Source organism: Bordetella genomosp. 5, from assembly GCF_002261315.1.
Taxonomy (GTDB): Bacteria; Pseudomonadota; Gammaproteobacteria; order Burkholderiales; family Burkholderiaceae_B; genus Bordetella.
In genome coordinates this window covers 61,841-79,724 of sequence record NZ_NEVP01000006.1, presented here as the reverse complement: position 1 = coordinate 79,724, position 17,884 = coordinate 61,841, and the positions used below count along the sequence as shown (strand labels likewise).

Sequence of the window (17,884 nt, the reverse complement as noted above, 5' to 3'; positions counted from 1 at the left end):
GCGGCTACACTCATGGCCGTCGTCCCACCCGATCCATCAGGAGAAAGCACATGCTCAAAGGTAAAGTCGCTGTCGTCACCGGTTCCACCAGCGGGATCGGCCTGGGTATCGCCACCGCATTCGCGCAGCAAGGCGCCGATGTGGTGCTCAACGGGTTCGGCGATGCCGGCGAGATCGAGGCGCTGCGCGCCCGTCTGGCCGAGGAGCATGGCGTCAAGGTGCTGTACGACGGCGCCGACCTGTCCAAGGGCGAGGCCGTGCGCCAGATGGTGGCCAACACCGTGCAGACCTTCGGTCGCATCGACATCCTCGTCAACAACGCCGGCATCCAGCACACCGCGCTGATCGAAGACTTCCCCATCGACAAGTGGGACGCCGTCATCGCGCTCAATCTCTCGGCCGTGTTCCACGGCTCGGCCGCCGCGCTGCCCCACATGAAAAAGCAGGGCTGGGGCCGCATTATCAATATCGCGTCGGCGCACGGCCTCGTGGGCTCGGCGCAAAAATCCGCCTATGTGGCGGCCAAGCACGGGGTGGTGGGCCTGACCAAGGTCACCGCGCTCGAGACGGCCGGCCAGGGCATCACCGCCAACGCGATCTGCCCGGGCTGGGTCCGCACGCCGCTCGTCGAAAAGCAGATTACGGCACTGGCCGAACGCGGCCACACCGACCAGGAAGCGGCCGCGCGCGAGCTGCTCGGCGAGAAGCAGCCCTCGCTGCAGTTCGTCACGCCCGAACAACTCGGCGGCACCGCCGTCTATCTTGCTTCCGAAGCAGCCGCGCAGGTTACCGGCACCACCATTTCCGTCGATGGCGGCTGGACCGCCCGCTGAACCACCAGGACTCTCTTACATGCTGTTCTTGCTCTCTCCGGCCAAAAAGCTCGACTACGACACGCCGGTCAAGACCGAGTTGCACACGCAACCGTTGTTCGTCGATCAGGCGGCCGCCCTGATCAAGGTGCTCAAGACCAAGTCCGCCGAGGATATCGGCGAGCTCATGAGCCTGTCGCCGGCGCTGTCCGAGCTCAACGTGGCGCGCTACGGCGCATGGAAGAAGACCTTCACGCTCGATAACGCGCGCCAGGCCGTGCTGGCCTTCAATGGCGACGTGTACGAGGGTCTCGAGGCTCCCAGTCTGTCCGAGCGCCAGCTCGAATGGGCGCAGGATCACGTCGTGATCCTGTCGGGCCTGTACGGCGCGTTGCGGCCGCTCGACCTGATGCAGCCGTATCGCCTCGAGATGGGCACGCGGCTTGAGAACCCCAAGGGCAAGAACCTGTACGAGTACTGGGGCTCGAGCGTGGCCGACTACCTCAATACGCGCCAGGAAAGCCAGAAGGCGCCCGTGGTCATCAACCTCGCCTCCGAAGAGTATTTCAAGGTGGTCGACAAGAAGGTGCTCAAGGCGCGCGTGGTGCAGTGCGTGTTCCAGGACTGGAAGGGCGGCGACTGGAAGGTCATCAGCTTCCATGCCAAGCGCGCGCGCGGCCTGATGGCGCGCTACGCCATCACGCACAAGATCGCCAAGCCCGAAGGCCTGCAGGCGTTCGACAGCGAAGGCTATGCCTTCGCCGCCGACGTCTCCAGCGCCGACAAGCTGGTGTTCCGCCGCAAGCAGGCCTGAGCCGGTCATGCCGGCCGGCCTGCGCGTCTTTCTGTTTTTCTCGCTCGGCTACCTGATCTCGTATGTATTCCGCGGCCTGAACATCGGCTTCGGACCCTACCTGACCCAGGAGCTGAGCCTGTCGGCGGCCGACCTCGGCACGCTCACGAGCCTGTACTTCCTCGGGTTTGCGCTGCTGCAGATTCCGGCGGGCCTGATGCTCGACACCTGGGGCCCGCGCCGCGTCAACGCGGCGATGCTCGTGGTGGCCGCCATCGGCACGCTGATCTATGGCATGGCGACCACCCTGGGCGGCCTGATGGTCGGACGCCTCCTGATCGGCGCCGGCGTCTGCGTGTGCCTGGGCGCCACCTTCCAGGCCCTGGCCCATACGTTCCCGCTGTCGCGCCTGCCGAGCATCAATGGCCTGGTGATGGCCGTGGGCGGCATGGGCGGCGTGCTGGTCGGCTCACCGTTGTCCGAGCTGCTGCAGCACACCACCTGGCGCACCGTCAGCATCGGCATGGCCGCGGCCACGCTGATCGTCGCCGCGTTGATCTGGTTCGGTTCGCCGCGCGAAACCGGACCCGCGCGCGCGCCCGTCACGCTGGGCCAGCAATGGCGCGGCACCTGGACGCTGCTCACGTCCGCGCATTACTGGCGGCTCGTGTCGCTGCCCGTGATGACCGGGGGCGTGTTCTACGGTGTGCAGTCGCTGTGGGTGCGGCCCTACCTGATCGAGGTCAACGGGCTGGACGCGGTGCCCGCCGCCTGGCTGGTGTCGTTGCTGGGTCTGGCGATGATGGCCGGCAATATCGGGCTGGGCGTGGCCGCGCGCCGTGTCGAACGCATGGGGCTCGGCCTGTACGGCTTCGGCGGCCTGTGCATGGTGCTGTTCCTCGTGATCCAGCTGCTCATCGTGCTGCGTGTGCCGCTGCCGCTGGCGGCCCTGTGGGCCGGCTATGGCATCTTCGGCTCGGCCAACATTCTCGTCTACGCGCTGCTGGCGGGCGAGTTCCCGCGCGAGCTGCTGGGCCGCGTGGCCTCGACCACCAACCTGCTGATGTTCTTGATGATCTTCCTGTGCCAGGTCGGCGTGGGCTGGATCGTCGATCTCTGGCCGCGTGTCGCCGGTGGCTTCAACGCCGACGGGCATCTGGCCGCATGGGCGGTGTTGTTGGTGGCGCAGGTGGCGGCAGCGGTCTGGTACTTCTGGCCGCGGCGTCAGGCGGTGGCGTCGGCCTGAGCCGGCGCTAGCCCGCGGGAGTCCCTGCCCGCGGGCGCCCCTTCAAGCCGCCCGCACCGCCACCGGGCGATGTTCGCCCGGGTCCGCCACGGCTTCGAGTTCCTGGCGGATCAGCGCGGTGGCGCGCAGCATCTGCTTGATGGGGTAGGCCAGCGTCGCCAGTTCACCGGTGGTGTCGAACTGGGTCGGGAGCTGGCCGGGATCCGGCGCCTGCGGATCGAGCTGCTGCACCATGCCGTTCAGCGCCTCCTGGATCGGCGCCGGTGTCTGCGGTAGCGCGGCCAGGATCGGCATGGCCGCGGTGATCTGCGAGGCCAGGATGTGGTTCTGGATCAGCAGGTTGTTGAACTCGGGCACGCTCACCTGATGCTGACGCGGCTCGCTCATCATGCGATAGAAGGCCTCGGCATAGTTGCTGAACGCGATATGCACGTTCTTGCGCGCGAGGCGCCAGTGCAGGTCGGCCTCGGCCACGGCGGGCTCGTCGTCGGTCTTGCCGGGGTGGGCCTGCATCACTTCCACATAGCCCAGGCCCGCGCGCAGGTATTCGCGATTGGCGCGCGACGCGGCCTGCGCCAGCGGCTTCATGTAGCGCGCTTCCCACCACGGCAGGATGTAGCTGCACACCAGCGCCAGCACGCAGCCCAGCAGCGTGTCCAGCGCGCGCTCGCCGATCACATCGAGCGAGACCGTGCCGGGCGCCACGAAGTGGAACACCAGCACCACGAACAGCGTGTTGAAGATCGCGCTGCCCATGTAATTGAGCTGAATCAGGCTGTTGCCCATGATGCAGGCGCCCAGCAACACGGCGAACAGCACTTCGGGGCGCTGGGTGATGGCGAACAGCGCCAGCGCGGCCACGCAGCCGATCAGCGTGCCCATCAGGCGCCAGACGTTGCGCTGGCGGGTGAGGGCGAAGCCGGGCTTCATGATGATGACGATGGTCAGCAGCACCCAGTAGCTGTGCGCGGCCATGTTGTTCGACAGCCAGGTGCCGATGAGCCCCATCGCCGCGGCCGCCGCGAGGCTGACGCGTAACGCGTAGCGGAAGTGGGGCGAGTCGAAGCGCAGATTGCTCGTGATCATGCCCAGGCGCACCTCCTGGCGCGACATGAACCGGGTCAGCGATTTGTTGATGCGCAGCTCGCTGGTGGGCACCGCGTTGGCTTCCTGGGCCGTGTGGCCGGCCAGCTTGTCGACGATGCGGGCCGCGTTGCGCAGGCGGCGCAGCACCTGCACGATCAGCGCCAGCGTTTCGGGTTCGCGCTCGCCCAGGCCTTGTTGCTTGAGCTGCTCGATCTCGTACTCGATGGCGCGCAACTCGGCCTTGGCGCTGCTGCGATACTGCGTCTGGCGGCCGCGCGACACGTCGAGCGCGATCCGGCTCATCTCGAGCGACATCTTCACCAGCGCGTCGCGCATGAAGATCAAGGCGTCGCTGCCGGCCAGCGCGCGGCGCAGCGCCACGTAATCGGTGTGCGTGGCGACCAGCGTATCCAGCATCTGCAGCATGTCGACGAACATGTTCCAGAGCATGATGCGCTCGCCCTCGCGAAAGCCCTGGCCGCGCGGCAGCGCCCGCAACACCAGATCGCGCGCGGCCTGGTGGTTCTCGGTCATGAGCGATTGGCGCTGGATCAGCGTGCGATACGAGTCGTCGAGATCGGCGTTTTCGTCGTAGAAGCTGGCGCGGGCCGCCATGTAGTCGGCGGTCGCGAAGAGCGCCACCGACATGGCCTGACGCTCTTCGCGCAACCAGAACACCCGGCGGAACGTGAGCGAAAACAGCAGATAGAACAACGCGCCGCCGGCGGTCGCGAGCGAGTGGTAGAGCACCTCTTCGGGCGGCAGCGGCGAATGCATGGTCAGCGTCATGAGCAACAGTCCGGCAAAGCCGATCAGGCCGCCGCGTTTGCCGAACACCGAGAACATCGAAAACAGAAAGCACTGCGCGATCACCACCAGCCACAAAATGAGCGGGTAGGTCGAGGCCAGGCCGGTGATCGTGACGGTGGCGGTGCCCAGGAAGGCGCCGCCCAGCATTTCGTTGGTGCGATGGCGCTGGGGGCCGCCGGGCTGGTCGATGATCGCCAGGCACTGCGCGCCGAAGGTGGCGACCAGCCCCATGCTGTACTGCCCGAAGAGCCCGCCCAGCACCAGCACGGGCAGCAGCATGCCGATGCCCTGCCGCACGCCCCCGAAAAAGTAGTGGCTGTAAAGAAAGCGCCGGATGCTGGCGATGCGCAGGTCCATGGGGAAACGCGATAGAGGCCGTGAATAGCGCCAGTATAGAGAGGGTCGGGGCTTAGGGGGTCAGATCGATGCGTCAGAGCTTGGTATGCCCTGGCCACCCCGCCGAATCAGGCGGTGTGGCGCCGTACCGACAGACCCGATTTGCTCGGTTTGCCGCAACGCGGTAAATTCGCTCCTCTTGCGCCGGTCTGCCTATCCGAAACCGGCGCGCGGGCGAGCAAGACCCGGGCCACCTTCCGCGGTCTGCTGCGCCAGTAACACCTGCCGTTGGCCGCGCCACAAGCGTGTGATGCCGAGGCTTCCATTTCGACCTCCAGCGCTCCCTTGGGCGTTTGCACTGCGTTTCTGATGAGCGCGTGCCGGGTCGGCAAGGTGTCCGGGTGGCGTGGCTCCGTGAGCCGCTAAGCGCCGGACATGTTGTCGTAACCGGTTCGGGTTCTGATTGCTGCCGTATCCGGGCAAGTAATGATCAGTGGGGCAGGGCCGGTACTGAAAGGAATGACAACATGGAAATGAATGGCGCCGACATCGTCGTGCGCTGCCTGGCCGATGAGGGCGTGGAACACGTCTTTGGCTATCCTGGCGGCGCGGTGCTCTACATCTACGACGCGATTTTCAAGCAAGACAAATTCCAGCACATCCTGGTTCGTCACGAGCAAGCTGCCGTGCACGCTGCCGATGCGTATTCGCGCGCCTCGCAAAAGGTGGGCGTCTGCATCGTGACCAGCGGCCCGGGCGTGACCAATGCCGTCACCGGCATCGCCACCGCCTACATGGACTCCATCCCGATGGTGATCATCAGCGGGCAGGTGCCGACCGCGGCCATTGGCGAAGACGCCTTCCAGGAGTGCGATACCGTCGGCATCACGCGTCCCTGCGTCAAGCACAACTTCCTCGTGCGCGACGTCAAGGATCTGGCCGAGACCATGCGCCGCGCGTTCTACATTGCGCGCACGGGCCGTCCCGGTCCGGTGCTGGTGGATATCCCCAAAGACATCACCGTTGCCCAGTACAAGTACACCCCGCCCAAGGGTGAGATTGCACTGCGCTCCTACGCGCCCGTCACCAAGGGGCATCAAGGCCAGATCAAGAAGGCCGTGCAGATGCTGATGTCTGCCGAGCGCCCGATGATTTATTCGGGTGGCGGCGTGATCTTGTCCGATGCCTCCGACGAGCTGCGCGCTTTCGCCGAGGTGCTGGGTGCCCCTGTCACGAACACGCTGATGGGCCTGGGCGCCATGCCCGCCAGCAACGGCCAGTTCGTCGGCATGCCCGGCATGCACGGCACGTACGAGGCGAACATGGCCATGCAGCACTGTGACGTGCTGCTGGCGATCGGCGCCCGTTTCGATGACCGCGTGATCGGCAATCCCAAGCACTTCGCCCAGAATGCGCGCAAGATCATCCACATCGATATCGACCCCTCGTCGATCTCGAAGCGGGTGCGCGTCGACGTGCCGATCGTGGGCAACGTCAAAGACGTGCTGGTCGAACTGACGGCGCAATATGCCGCGGCCCGTGCCGAGAACAAGCCCGCCTCCACCGAGAAGTGGTGGCAGCAGATCGAAACGTGGCGTGGCCGCGAGTGCCTGAAGTACATCGGCTCCGACGAAGTGATCAAGCCGCAGTACGTGGTCGAGAAGCTCTGGGAAGTCACGGGCGGCGACGCCTTCGTGACCTCCGACGTGGGCCAGCACCAGATGTGGGCTGCGCAGTACTACAAGTTCGACAAGCCGCGCCGCTGGATCAACTCCGGTGGCCTGGGCACGATGGGTGTGGGCCTGCCGTACGCCATGGGCGTGCAGATGGCCAATCCGGGCACCGACATCGCCGTCATCACCGGCGAAGCGTCGATCCAGATGAACATCCAGGAACTGTCGACCTGCCAGCAATACCACCTCACGCCCAAGATCGTGTGCCTGAACAACCGCTTCCTGGGCATGGTGCGGCAGTGGCAGCAGATCGATTACGGCTCGCGTTATTCCGAGTCGTACATGGATTCGCTGCCCGACTTCGTCAAGGTCGCCGAGGCCTATGGCCACGTGGGCCTGCGCATCGAGCGTCCGGCCGACGTCGAGCCCGCGCTGCGCGAGGCATTCAAGAAGCACAAGGATCGTCTGGTCTTCCTGGACTTCATCACCGACCGCACCGAAAACGTGTGGCCGATGGTCAAGGCCGGCCGCGGCCTGACCGAGATGCTGCTCGGTTCCGAGGATCTGTAAGGAGGCCACCATGAAGCATGTGATTTCGGTTCTCATGGAGAACGAACCCGGCGCGCTGTCGCGCGTGGTGGGCCTGTTCTCCGCTCGCGGCTACAACATCGAGACGCTGACCGTGGCGCCCACCGAAGACGCGACGCTGTCGCGCCTGACCGTGGTCACCGTGGGGTCGGACGACGTGATCGAGCAGATCACCAAGCACCTCAACCGTCTGGTCGACGTGGTCAAGGTGGTGGATCTCACCGAAGGCGCGCACATCGAGCGTGAGCTGATGCTCATCAAGGTGCGCGCGGTCGGCAAAGAGCGCGAAGAAATGAAGCGGATGGCGGATATCTTCCGCGGCCGCATCATCGACGTGACGGACAAGTCGTACACGATCGAACTGACCGGCGACCAGGATAAAGTCCAGGCATTCATCGACGCCCTGGACCGCAGCGCCATCCTCGAAACCGTCCGTACCGGGGTTTCCGGCATCGGCCGCGGCGAACGGATCCTGAAGCTCTGACCGGCGTACCCGCCGGGGCATCACCCAATTTGTTTGAATTCAACGTATCTAGAAATTCCAAGATTTGGAGCACACCATGAAAGTTTTCTACGACAAAGACTGCGATCTCTCCCTGGTCAAGGGCAAAACCGTTGCCATCATCGGCTATGGCTCGCAAGGCCACGCCCACGCCCTGAACCTGCATGAGTCGGGCGTCAAGGTCGTCGTCGGCCTGCGCAAGAACGGCGCGTCGTGGAACAAGGCCGCCAACGCCGGCCTGAAAGTGGCTGAAGTGGCCGAAGCCGTGAAGTCGGCCGACGTCGTCATGATGCTGCTGCCCGACGAAAACATCGCTCAGGTGTACAACAACGAAGTGCACGCGAACATCAAGGCCGGCGCCGCGCTGGCGTTCGCCCACGGCTTCAACGTGCACTACGGCCAGGTCGTGCCGCGCGAAGACATCGACGTGATCATGATCGCCCCGAAGGCGCCCGGCCACACCGTGCGCTCGACCTACTCGCAAGGCGGCGGCGTGCCCCACCTCGTGGCTGTCTACCAGGACAAGTCCGGCTCGGCCCGTGACATCGCCCTGTCGTACGCCAGCGCCAACGGCGGTGGCCGTGCCGGCATCATCGAAACCAACTTCCGCGAAGAAACCGAAACCGACCTGTTCGGCGAACAGGCCGTGCTGTGCGGCGGCGCCGTCGAGCTGATCAAGGCCGGTTTCGACACGCTGGTCGACGCGGGCTACGCGCCCGAGATGGCCTACTTCGAGTGCCTGCACGAGCTCAAGCTGATCGTCGACCTGATCTACGAAGGCGGCATCGCCAACATGAACTACTCGATCTCGAACAACGCCGAATTCGGCGAATACGAGACCGGCCCGAAGATCGTGACCGACGAGACCCGCAAGGCGATGCGTCAGGCCCTGATCGACATCCAGACCGGCGAGTACGCCAAGAAGTTCATCCTCGAAAACGCCGCTGGTGCGCCCACGCTCACCTCGCGCCGCCGCATCAACGCCGACTCGCAGATCGAAGTCGTCGGTGCCAAGCTGCGCGCGATGATGCCCTGGATCGCCGCCAACAAGCTGGTCGACAAGTCGAAGAACTGATGTCGCTCGTGCCACGCCGGCGCAGCCGGCGTGCGCACCTGCCGGGCCCCGAGTCCGGGATAACGGCATCTCCGCGCAGCGGGGATGCCGTTTTTCATTGGGGTGGGCAGGAATACCGCTTGCTGGCTGCGCAAGCGGGGCCATATGAGTTACCCTTTCGACATACGCCGCTCGCGAACCATACCTATACCTATGCCGAATTTCTCCATGCGCGATTCCGAGAATCGCCATCGCAGCATTTACCTGCTGCCGAACGCCTTCACCACCGCGGCCCTGTTCGCCGGCTTTTACGCCGTCGTGCAGGCCATGAACGACCGTTTCGAAACGGCGGCCATCGCGATTTTCGTCGCCATGGTGCTCGACGGCATGGATGGCCGGGTGGCGCGTCTCACGAACACGCAATCGTCGTTCGGCGAGCAGTACGACTCGCTCTCCGACATGACGTCGTTCGGCGTGGCGCCGGCGTTGGTCGCCTACGAATGGATCCTGCAGGATCTGGGGCGCTGGGGCTGGCTCGCGGCCTTTGTATATGTGGCGGGCGCGGCGCTGCGTCTGGCGCGCTTCAATACCAACATCGGCGTGGTCGACAAACGCTTCTTCCAGGGCTTGCCCAGTCCCGCGGCCGCGGCATTGGTGGCGGGTTTCGTCTGGCTTGCGATCGATAACAAGCTGCCGATACACGATAGCGTGATGGCGTGGGTCGCATTCGTGCTCACGATGTACGCCGGCATCTCGATGGTGAGCAACGCGCCGTTCTACAGCGGCAAGAGTTTCGCGCTCGGCCGCAGCGTGCCGTTCTGGGGCATTCTGGTCGTGGTCGCCGTGTTCGTGTTCGTGTCCAGCGATCCCCCGGTGGTGCTGTTCGGCCTGTTCGTGCTGTATGGCCTGTCGGGCTGGGTGCTGTGGGCGTGGCGCTGGAACCGCGCCCGCCAGTTGCAGCGCGCTCGCCGCGCCGGCGGTCAGCACGACTGACGCTCGCCGCGTTGGATGAAACAGGGGCCGCTTATGCGGCCCCTTGTTTTTGGCCCGGCCTGCGTGGCCCGGCCTGCGCGGCCCGGCCTACGCGGCCCGGTCTGACGCGGCCCGGCCTGGCATGGTTTTTCTGGTCTGGTTTGGTCAGGCCCGGCCCGGCCTGGCTAGCCGTGGCAGCCCCGCAGGCCCGGCCTACAGCCCGAAGAAGCGCTCGTCGTCGTACATCGGGTCCGGCCCGGGATGAAAGCGGGTGACCTGCCGGCCGTCCGCGCCCAGGTAGACGTACATCAGCGAATTCCAGGCATCTGCCTCGCGGTAGCGATAGGCCCACACCACCTGTCGGCTGCTGCCCAGGCCGGCCTCGGAGACGCGGGCGGGCGGGCCGAATTCGCAGCGCACCTGCTCGGCGCTCCAAGTGCCTTGCGAGAGCAGGCGGAAATGTTCGTCGCGCAGGATGGAGATCACCGGCCCGACCCGTCCGTCGGGCGTGACATTCGTGCCCCAGGCGTACTGGCCCATGGGCTGCTGCGTCCAGATGACCCGGCGGCCGCCGTCGGGGCGGTCGCAGAAGAAGTTGGGCCGGCCCCACTGCGCCTCGACGTCGGCAAGCGGAGTGCCGGCCGGTACCTGGGTCATGTTGGTGCAGCCCGCGAGCGCGCCGGCGAGTGCCAGCGCCGCGGCCAACCGGGCGAACGCGGAGGGGAGGGTAAGGGGCGGCGCGAACATGGTCAGCTCCAGGGGTGATTATTGGTGCCGGATGCCCGGCGGGGCGAGCGAGGCATCCCGGCGACACCGGACCACGAAGGGTTTCCGGTCAGTTTACCGAATCAGCTATAATTGCTGACGCTTTGCACATAGGCCGGGTGATTGCCCGGCTTTGTTCTGCCAAGCCGATTGCTTCCAGTGTGTTGTTTTCGGGAGCAATCCGCATGCCGCCGGCCGGGTTGTCGTAATGCCCGGCGCGGGCCGGAGAACATCCCGGCGGGCCATGCCACATCACCATTTTTTTAAACCCACGTCCGGGCGCCTCGGCCCTGACGCATGTCCGTAGAGGTCATCAAATGTCTGTCGCTGACATCAAGAAATCCGAAATCGTCTCGCAGTTCCAACGCGCTCAAGGCGACACCGGCTCCCCCGAAGTTCAGGTGGCTCTGCTTACCGCCCGCATCAACGAACTGACCGGTCACTTCAAGGCTCACATGAAGGATCACCACTCGCGCCGCGGTCTGCTGCGCATGGTCAGCCGTCGTCGCAAGCTGCTCGACTACCTCAAGGGCCGCAATCCCGATTCGTACCGCGCTCTGATCGAAAAACTCGGTCTGCGCAAGTGATCGACGGGGCTGGCTCCCCATGACGCCCAACCGTGGCCGCCGCGACATTGTCGCGACGGCCACGGTTTTTCATTTGTAAGGAATCATCGTCATGTTCAATAAAGTGACCAAGACCTTCCAATACGGCCAGCATACGGTCGTGCTGGAAACCGGCGAGATCGCTCGCCAGGCCTCCGGCTCGGTTGTCGTGTCCGTCGAGGACACCGTCGTGCTGGCTACGGTGGTGGCTGCCAAGAAGCCCAAGCCCGGCCAAACGTTCTTCCCGCTGACCGTCGACTACATCGAAAAGACGTACGCCGCCGGCCGCATCCCGGGTGGCTTCTTCAAGCGTGAAGGCAAGCCCTCCGAGAAGGAAACGCTGACCTCGCGCCTGATCGATCGTCCGCTGCGTCCGCTGTTCCCCGAAGGTTTCTACAACGACGTGCAAGTGGTCATCCACACGCTGTCCGTCAACCCGGAAATCGATCCCGACATTCCCGCCATGATCGGCGCCTCGGCCGCGATGGCCATCTCGGGCATCCCGTTCAATGGCCCGATCGGCGCCGCCCGCGTGGGCTACATCGACGGCCAGTACGTGCTGAACCCCACCGCCACGCAGCTCAAGAGCTCGCAGATGGACCTGGTGGTCGCCGGCACCGAAACCGCCGTGCTGATGGTCGAATCCGAAGCCAAGCAACTGTCCGAAGACGTGATGCTCGGTGGCGTGGTGTTCGGTCACGAACAACAGCAAGCCGCGATCAACGCCATCCACGAACTCGTCCGTGACGCCGGCAAGCCCGACTGGGACTGGACCGCGCCCGCCAAGGACGAAGCCCTGATCAACGCCGTCTCGACCGCCGCTCAGGCCGGTCTGCAGGCTGCCTACCAGGTTCGTGACAAGCAGGCTCGTACCAACCAGCTGCGCGAAGTCTATTCCGACGTGCACGCCAAGGTCGCCGAGCAAGCCGCTGCCGCTGGCAACGACAAGCCCGACAGCGTCACCGTCGACAACATCCTGTTCGACCTCGAAGCCCGCATCGTGCGCGGCCAGATCCTGAGCGGCGAGCCCCGTATCGACGGTCGCGACACCCGCACCGTGCGCCCGATCAGCGTGCGCCTGGGCGTGCTCCCGCGCGCTCACGGCAGTGCGCTGTTCACCCGCGGCGAGACGCAGGCCCTGGTGGTCGCCACCCTCGGCACCAAGCAAGACGAGCAGATCATCGACGCCCTGATGGGCGAGTACCGCGATCGCTTCATGCTGCACTACAACTTCCCCCCCTTCGCCACCGGCGAAACGGGCCGGATTGGCGTGCCCAAGCGTCGCGAAATCGGTCACGGCCGTCTGGCCAAGCGTTCGCTGGTCTCGATGCTGCCGGCCGCCGATGAGTTCCAGTACACGATCCGTCTGGTCTCCGAAATCACCGAATCCAACGGCTCCTCGTCGATGGCTTCCGTCTGCGGCGGCTCGCTCGCGCTGATGGACGCTGGCGTGCCGATCAAGGATCACGTGGCGGGTGTGGCCATGGGCCTGATCCTCGACGGCGGCAAGTTCGCCGTGCTGACCGACATCCTCGGCGACGAAGATCACCTCGGCGACATGGACTTCAAGGTTGCGGGTACCGAAAACGGCATCACCGCGCTGCAGATGGACATCAAGATCCAGGGCATCACCAAGGAAATCATGCAGGTGGCGCTGGCCCAGGCCCGCGACGGCCGTCTGCACATCCTCGGCAAGATGCGTGATGCGCTCGACGGTTCGCGCACCGAGCTGTCGGCCTTCGCGCCGCGCATGCTGACCATCAAGATCAACCCCGAGAAGATCCGCGACGTGATCGGCAAGGGCGGCGCCACCATCCGTGCGCTGACCGAAGAAACCGGCACGCAGATCGACATCTCCGACGACGGCACGATCGTGATCGCCAGCGTCGACGAATCGCAGGCCAAGGAAGCTCAGCGCCGCATCGTCGAGCTGACCGCCGACGTCGAAGTGGGTCAGGTCTACGACGGTTCCGTGCTGCGTCTGCTGGACTTCGGCGCGATCGTGCAAGTGCTGCCGGGCCGCGATGGTCTGCTGCACATCTCGGAAATCGCCAACTACCGCATCGCCAACATCAATGACGTGCTGAAGGTGGGCCAACAGGTCCGCGTGAAGGTCATCGAAGCCGACGACAAGGGCCGTCTGCGCCTGTCGATCAAGGCGATCGGCGGTATCGAGCAGCAAACCGAGGGCCAGGCCCCGGCCGCCGAACAGCCCCAGGCTGAATAAGGCGAAACGAACGTGGCGCGCGAGCGCCGCGTTCGTGCAGGATCAAGACGCCGCGGCCTCGTGCCGCGGCGTTTTTCATTGGCGCGGGCGTACCCGTTCGAGCCCGTGTGCGGCCGGGCTAGTAGCCAGGACGCGCCCGCGGGACGCGCACAGCGTCACCCAGTTAGGGTAAATTCGTCCTACATCAAGGCGGCGACACGCCGCCGCGACCGATCACAGATGCCGGCGTCAGACGCGACCGGGTCACAGCAAGAGGGGAAGCGAACGCATGACGGGCAAGTTGCGCGCGTGCATAGCCGGGTGCCTGGCTTCGATCTGGTTGAGCGGTTGTATCGTGCCGCAGGCCACCCCATCGACCGCCCGGGCGACCGGGCCGAAAGGCGAGTCGATGTCGGCGGATCAGTTTGCCCAGACGGACTTCAATCGCACCGTCACGATCGAAATCCGCGACAACCTCAACAGCCTGTATTCGCTGCTCGACAAGCTCTACCGGCGCAACCCGCGCGAATGGCGCAAGACCGGCGTCACGAGCCAGGAAGACGCCGTCGCGCGCGTGAAGCGCCTGATCGAAACGCGGCGTTCGCCCCCGGGCCTGGCGGGTCTGCGCGATATCCAGATTCTCGCTGTTTCTCTTGACCCCAATTATCAGGGCGACCGCGTGGCCGCCTTCATCTACGGTCTGGCCGATACGCTGATCGCGGCGCACAACGACAAGACCCGCATCTACGTGTCCGATGTCCTGGACGGCCAGCGTCTCTACAATGCCGCGCGCAACGTCGAGGCGGCCGCCTGGCTGCTGTCGTCGCGGCGCAATGCGCAAGGCGAGCCGCTATTGCTCGCCAATGAAATGTCCGCCACTGCCATCAATCTGAGTTTCGAGCGCGAGTTCGGCGCTATCATCGGCCGGCTGGACCTGATCGCCAATCTGCTCGGCGAAAACTCCCGCCGCATCGGCATCAATTATGCGCAGGGCCTGCTTTTCTTCAATTTCCTGCCAGTACGTTAGACCGGACTTCAACGTGATCGACCTCTCCGCCATCCAGACCGCCCGCGAGAATCTGCGCGGACAAGTGCAGAAAACCCCGTTCACGCTGTCGCGCACGCTCTCCGACATCCTGGGCGCGCAGATCTGGCTCAAATTCGAAAACCTGCAGTTCACCGCCTCGTTCAAAGAGCGTGGCGCGCTCAACCGCATGCTGACGCTCTCCGACGCCGAGCGCAGGCAGGGCGTCATCGCCGTCTCGGCCGGCAATCACGCGCAGGGCGTGGCGTACCACGCGCAGCGCATGGGCATCCCCGCCGTGATCGTGATGCCGCGCTTCACGCCCACGGTCAAGGTCGCCAACACCCGCCGCTTCGGCGCCGAGGTCGTGCTGGCCGGCGACACCTTCGATGATGCGAAGTCGCACGGGCTCACGCTCGCGCGCGAACGCGGCCTCGTCATGATTCACCCCTACGACGACGAAGACGTCATCGCGGGTCAGGGCACGGTCGGGCTCGAAATGCTCGAAGACCAGCCCGATCTCGACGCCGTCATCATTGCGATCGGCGGCGGCGGTCTCATCTCGGGCATCGCCACGGCGGTCAAGACGCTCAAGCCGGACATCGAAGTGATCGGCGTGCAGACCGAACGCTTTCCGTCCATGTACGCCGCGCTCAACGGCCAGGAGCTCAACGCCGGCCACTACACGATCGCCGAAGGCATCGCGGTCAAGACGCCGGGCACCATCACGCAAGAGATCTGCAGCCGTCTGGTCGATCGCATCGAGCTCGTGAGCGAGGCCGATATCGAGCACGCCATCGTGGTGCTGCTCGAGATCGAAAAAACCGTGGTCGAAGGCGCCGGCGCGGCCGGTCTGGCGGCGCTGCTGCTGGAGCAGCAACGTGGCGCGTCCCGCTTCGCCGGCAAGCGCGTGGGCCTGGTGCTCACGGGCGGCAACATCGATCCGCTCATGCTGGGCGAGCTCATCGAGCGCGGCATGGTCCGCGCCGGGCGTCTCGCGCGCATCCGCGTCGACCTGCGAGACCTGCCGGGCGCGCTCGCGCAGGCCACCAAGCTGATCGCCGACGCGCATGCCAACATCACCGAGGTGCATCACCAGCGCGCGTTCACGACGCTGCCGGTGCGCAATGTCGAAGTCGATTTCGTGCTGCAGACGCGCGGCCCCGAACACATTCTGGAAGTGATCGACGTGCTCAACCGGGCGGGTTTTGCCGCCAGCAATCACGATCATTGAGCTTGTGCCGGGCCCCCGCGTGAACCGCCTCGGATCCGCGCCCGGCCCGCACGCCTTGCGTCTGGCCAGCATTTGGCCAGCACTCGGCCAGCATTTCGCCCGCGCGTCGTCCGCGCTCAGTCCGTCGCCTGTCCGGCGCCCGAAGCCTGCGCGGCGTACCGCTCCGCCAGCTTGCGCACGCGATACAGCCGCTCGCGCTGCAAGGTGGCTCCCAGCGGCTCGGGCTCGCGGCCCAGGGCCAGCCAGTCGGCGCTCACGCCGTTCACCGCCGCCATCAGCGCCTCCGGCTGCGTCTCGAACCAGCGCGCCAGCAGGTGATCCGGATTGAACACATCGAGGCCCTGGCGCCGCAGTTCGGAGCGATTGAAGTCCTTCAGATTCCAGGTCATCACCTGCACGACGGGTAGCCGCTGCGCGCCGCAGCGCGCCCGCCGCGCCAGGCCGGCGGCGATCACATGGAAGTCCTTCGGGTCGCTGTAGCGCAGCCCGGCCTCGTACACGCCCACGTCGGCCTCGAGCGCGCCGGGGCAGCGTGCGTTCATCTCGGCCCATTGCTCGGTCATCACCTCGGGCGGGATCGCCCACAGTCGCGACGCATTGCGCCGCCATTCCTCGCCGATACGCTCGGTCCATACCGGCTGATACACGCCGGCCTCGGCCAGGCGCAACATCAGGCGGCGCACGATGCCGGACATCAGGACGCAGGCGTCGAGCACGATGAAGGGGGGAGGGGTTGCGGACGACAAGATGGGGAACGGCGAGGCGATGGGACGGCGCAAGAATAACCGGTTTTGCCGGGCGCGGCCCGGGCGGAAATGTGCGCGACGCCGCGCGTCAGGGGGCGGGCGCGTTCACGGCCAAGTGCTTGATATTCCAGGTGGTGCACCCACCCGGGGTCGAACCGGGACGCCTTGCGGCGAGGGATTTTAAGTCCCTTGCGTCTACCAATTTCGCCATGGGTGCAATGGCGGAAGCGGTGGGATTCGAACCCACGAAGGGTATAAGCCCTTGCCGGTTTTCAAGACCGGTGCCTTCAACCGCTCGGCCACACTTCCGCGTGCGCACGGCGAGCGCCGCGCTCGGGTAACCCTGCGACCGTTACCGGCAAGTGCATGGATTCCCGTAAAGGGCAGCATAATAATCCATTTACCAGAATCACGACGGAGGCGTTTCATGAAAGCAGTCGAAATCACTCAGCCCGGCGGGCCGGAAGTCCTGGTGGCCAGCGAGCAGCCGATGCCTGTGCCCGCCGCGGGCGAAGTGCTGATCAAGGTCAGCGCGGCCGGCATCAACCGCCCCGACGTGTTTCAACGCAAGGGCAACTACGCGCCGCCTCCGGGCGCCTCCGAGCTGCCCGGCCTCGAAGTGGCCGGCGAGATCGTGGGCGGCGACGCCGCGCTGGCGGGCTTCAAGGTGGGCGACAAGGTCTGCGCGCTGGTCGCGGGCGGTGGCTATGCCGAGTACTGTGTCGCGCCCGCGCTGCAGTGCCTGCCCATCCCCAAGGGGCTGAGCGACATCGAGGCTGCCGGCCTGCCCGAGACGTACTTCACTGTGTGGAGCAATGTGTTCGACCGCGGCGCACTGGCCGACGGCGAGGCGCTGCTGGTGCACGGCGGCGCGAGCGGCATCGGCACCACGGCGATCCAGATCGCGCGCGCGATGGGTCACACGGTCTACGCCACGGTCGGCAGCGACGAGCGCGTGGCCGCCGTCGAAAAGCTCGGTGCCATCGGCATTAACTACAAGACGCAGGACTACGTCGAAGAGATCAAGCGCCATACCGGTGGCAAGGGCGTGAACGTGATCCTCGACATGGTGGCGGGCGACTACATCAACCGCGATCTGAAGTGCCTGGCCGACGACGGCCGCATCGTCATCATTGCGCTGCTCGGGGGCCCCAAGGCCACCATCGACTGCAACGAGCTGATGCGCCGCCGCCTGACCGTGACGGGTTCGACCCTGCGTCCGCGCTCGGTCGAGTTCAAGGGCGAGATCGCGCGTGCGCTGCGCGAACGCGTCTGGCCGCTGCTCGAAGCGGGCAAGATCAAGCCGATCATTCACGCCACGCTGCCGCTCGATCAGGCTGCCGCGGGCCACGCCATGATGGAAGCCGGTGAACAGGTCGGCAAAATCATCCTGACGGTCTGACGATCTGCTTCGGCGCAATTCGCGCCGACA

The 17,884-nt window shown here is 65.5% G+C and carries 15 protein-coding genes and 2 tRNA genes; 12 read left to right on the top strand and 5 right to left on the bottom strand.

The annotated features are described in order from the left end of the window. Positions 1–50: 50 nt before the first annotated feature. Genes CAL25_RS09160 through CAL25_RS09150 form a run of 3 tightly spaced genes read left to right on the top strand, consistent with a single transcriptional unit; the run spans position 51 to position 2,851 of the window. Positions 51–833, top strand: a complete 783-nt coding sequence (locus CAL25_RS09160; protein ID WP_094799666.1) for a 3-hydroxybutyrate dehydrogenase — start codon at positions 51–53, stop codon at positions 831–833. Between the two features lie 19 nt (positions 834–852). After that, complete coding sequence (gene yaaA, locus CAL25_RS09155) at positions 853–1,626, top strand: peroxide stress protein YaaA (protein WP_094799665.1); 774 nt, start codon at positions 853–855, stop codon at positions 1,624–1,626. Between the two features lie 7 nt (positions 1,627–1,633). After that, entirely contained in the window at positions 1,634–2,851 is a 1,218-nt protein-coding gene (locus tag CAL25_RS09150; protein WP_094799664.1) for an MFS transporter, read from the top strand. A gap of 42 nt (positions 2,852–2,893) precedes the next feature. Here CAL25_RS09150 and CAL25_RS09145 read toward each other — a convergent pair whose 3' ends face one another. Beyond that, a complete protein-coding gene (locus CAL25_RS09145; protein WP_094799663.1) occupies positions 2,894–5,104 on the bottom strand; it encodes an FUSC family protein in 2,211 nt (736 codons plus the stop codon). Between the two features lie 452 nt (positions 5,105–5,556). Between CAL25_RS09145 and CAL25_RS09140 the strand changes: the two genes are divergently transcribed. The 4 genes from CAL25_RS09140 to pssA all read left to right on the top strand — a co-directional run bounded on the left by CAL25_RS09140 (position 5,557) and on the right by pssA (position 9,893). After that, the gene (locus CAL25_RS09140; protein WP_255176080.1) at positions 5,557–7,326 is read left to right on the top strand and encodes an acetolactate synthase 3 catalytic subunit; all 1,770 of its coding nucleotides are present in this window, start codon (positions 5,557–5,559) and stop codon (positions 7,324–7,326) included. Between the two features lie 10 nt (positions 7,327–7,336). Continuing rightward, the gene (gene ilvN / locus CAL25_RS09135; protein WP_094799661.1) at positions 7,337–7,828 is read left to right on the top strand and encodes an acetolactate synthase small subunit; all 492 of its coding nucleotides are present in this window, start codon (positions 7,337–7,339) and stop codon (positions 7,826–7,828) included. Positions 7,829–7,904: 76 nt separating this feature from the next. Continuing rightward, complete coding sequence (ilvC, locus tag CAL25_RS09130) at positions 7,905–8,921, top strand: ketol-acid reductoisomerase (RefSeq protein ID WP_094799660.1); 1,017 nt, start codon at positions 7,905–7,907, stop codon at positions 8,919–8,921. 192 nt (positions 8,922–9,113) lie between these two features. After that, positions 9,114–9,893 (top strand): CDP-diacylglycerol--serine O-phosphatidyltransferase, encoded by a 780-nt coding sequence (gene pssA / locus CAL25_RS09125; protein WP_094799659.1) that lies wholly within the window; start codon positions 9,114–9,116, stop codon positions 9,891–9,893. A gap of 192 nt (positions 9,894–10,085) precedes the next feature. Here the strand turns inward: pssA and CAL25_RS09120 are convergent, their stop codons facing one another. Further along, positions 10,086–10,619, bottom strand: a complete 534-nt coding sequence (locus CAL25_RS09120) for a hypothetical protein (protein ID WP_094799658.1) — start codon at positions 10,617–10,619, stop codon at positions 10,086–10,088. Between the two features lie 335 nt (positions 10,620–10,954). On the opposite strand from CAL25_RS09120, the gene rpsO reads away from it, so the two are divergent. The 4 genes from rpsO to CAL25_RS09100 all read left to right on the top strand — a co-directional run bounded on the left by rpsO (position 10,955) and on the right by CAL25_RS09100 (position 15,706). Continuing rightward, on the top strand, positions 10,955–11,224 hold the full coding sequence (rpsO, locus tag CAL25_RS09115) for a 30S ribosomal protein S15 (protein ID WP_094799657.1): 270 nt from the start codon (positions 10,955–10,957) through the stop codon (positions 11,222–11,224). A gap of 91 nt (positions 11,225–11,315) precedes the next feature. Next, positions 11,316–13,469 (top strand): polyribonucleotide nucleotidyltransferase, encoded by a 2,154-nt coding sequence (gene pnp / locus CAL25_RS09110; protein ID WP_094799656.1) that lies wholly within the window; start codon positions 11,316–11,318, stop codon positions 13,467–13,469. 268 nt (positions 13,470–13,737) lie between these two features. Then, the gene (locus CAL25_RS09105) at positions 13,738–14,475 is read left to right on the top strand and encodes a hypothetical protein (RefSeq protein WP_094799655.1); all 738 of its coding nucleotides are present in this window, start codon (positions 13,738–13,740) and stop codon (positions 14,473–14,475) included. 13 nt (positions 14,476–14,488) lie between these two features. After that, positions 14,489–15,706 carry a threonine ammonia-lyase gene (locus CAL25_RS09100; RefSeq protein WP_094799654.1) on the top strand — a complete coding sequence of 406 codons (1,218 nt, stop codon included), beginning with the start codon at positions 14,489–14,491 and terminating at the stop codon, positions 15,704–15,706. A 116-nt stretch (positions 15,707–15,822) separates the two neighbouring features. On the opposite strand, the gene CAL25_RS09095 is transcribed toward CAL25_RS09100, so the two are convergent. The 3 genes from CAL25_RS09095 to CAL25_RS09085 all read right to left on the bottom strand — a co-directional run bounded on the left by CAL25_RS09095 (position 15,823) and on the right by CAL25_RS09085 (position 16,761). Then, the gene (locus CAL25_RS09095) at positions 15,823–16,401 is read right to left on the bottom strand and encodes a PIN domain-containing protein (RefSeq protein ID WP_249279036.1); all 579 of its coding nucleotides are present in this window, start codon (positions 16,399–16,401) and stop codon (positions 15,823–15,825) included. 183 nt (positions 16,402–16,584) lie between these two features. Next, a tRNA-Leu gene (locus CAL25_RS09090) sits at positions 16,585–16,669 on the bottom strand. Positions 16,670–16,671: 2 nt separating this feature from the next. Beyond that, positions 16,672–16,761, bottom strand: a tRNA-Ser gene (locus tag CAL25_RS09085). Between the two features lie 118 nt (positions 16,762–16,879). On the opposite strand from CAL25_RS09085, the gene CAL25_RS09080 reads away from it, so the two are divergent. After that, positions 16,880–17,854, top strand: coding sequence for an NAD(P)H-quinone oxidoreductase (locus CAL25_RS09080; RefSeq protein ID WP_094799653.1), 975 nt, complete (start codon positions 16,880–16,882; stop codon positions 17,852–17,854). Positions 17,855–17,884: the final 30 nt, after the last annotated feature.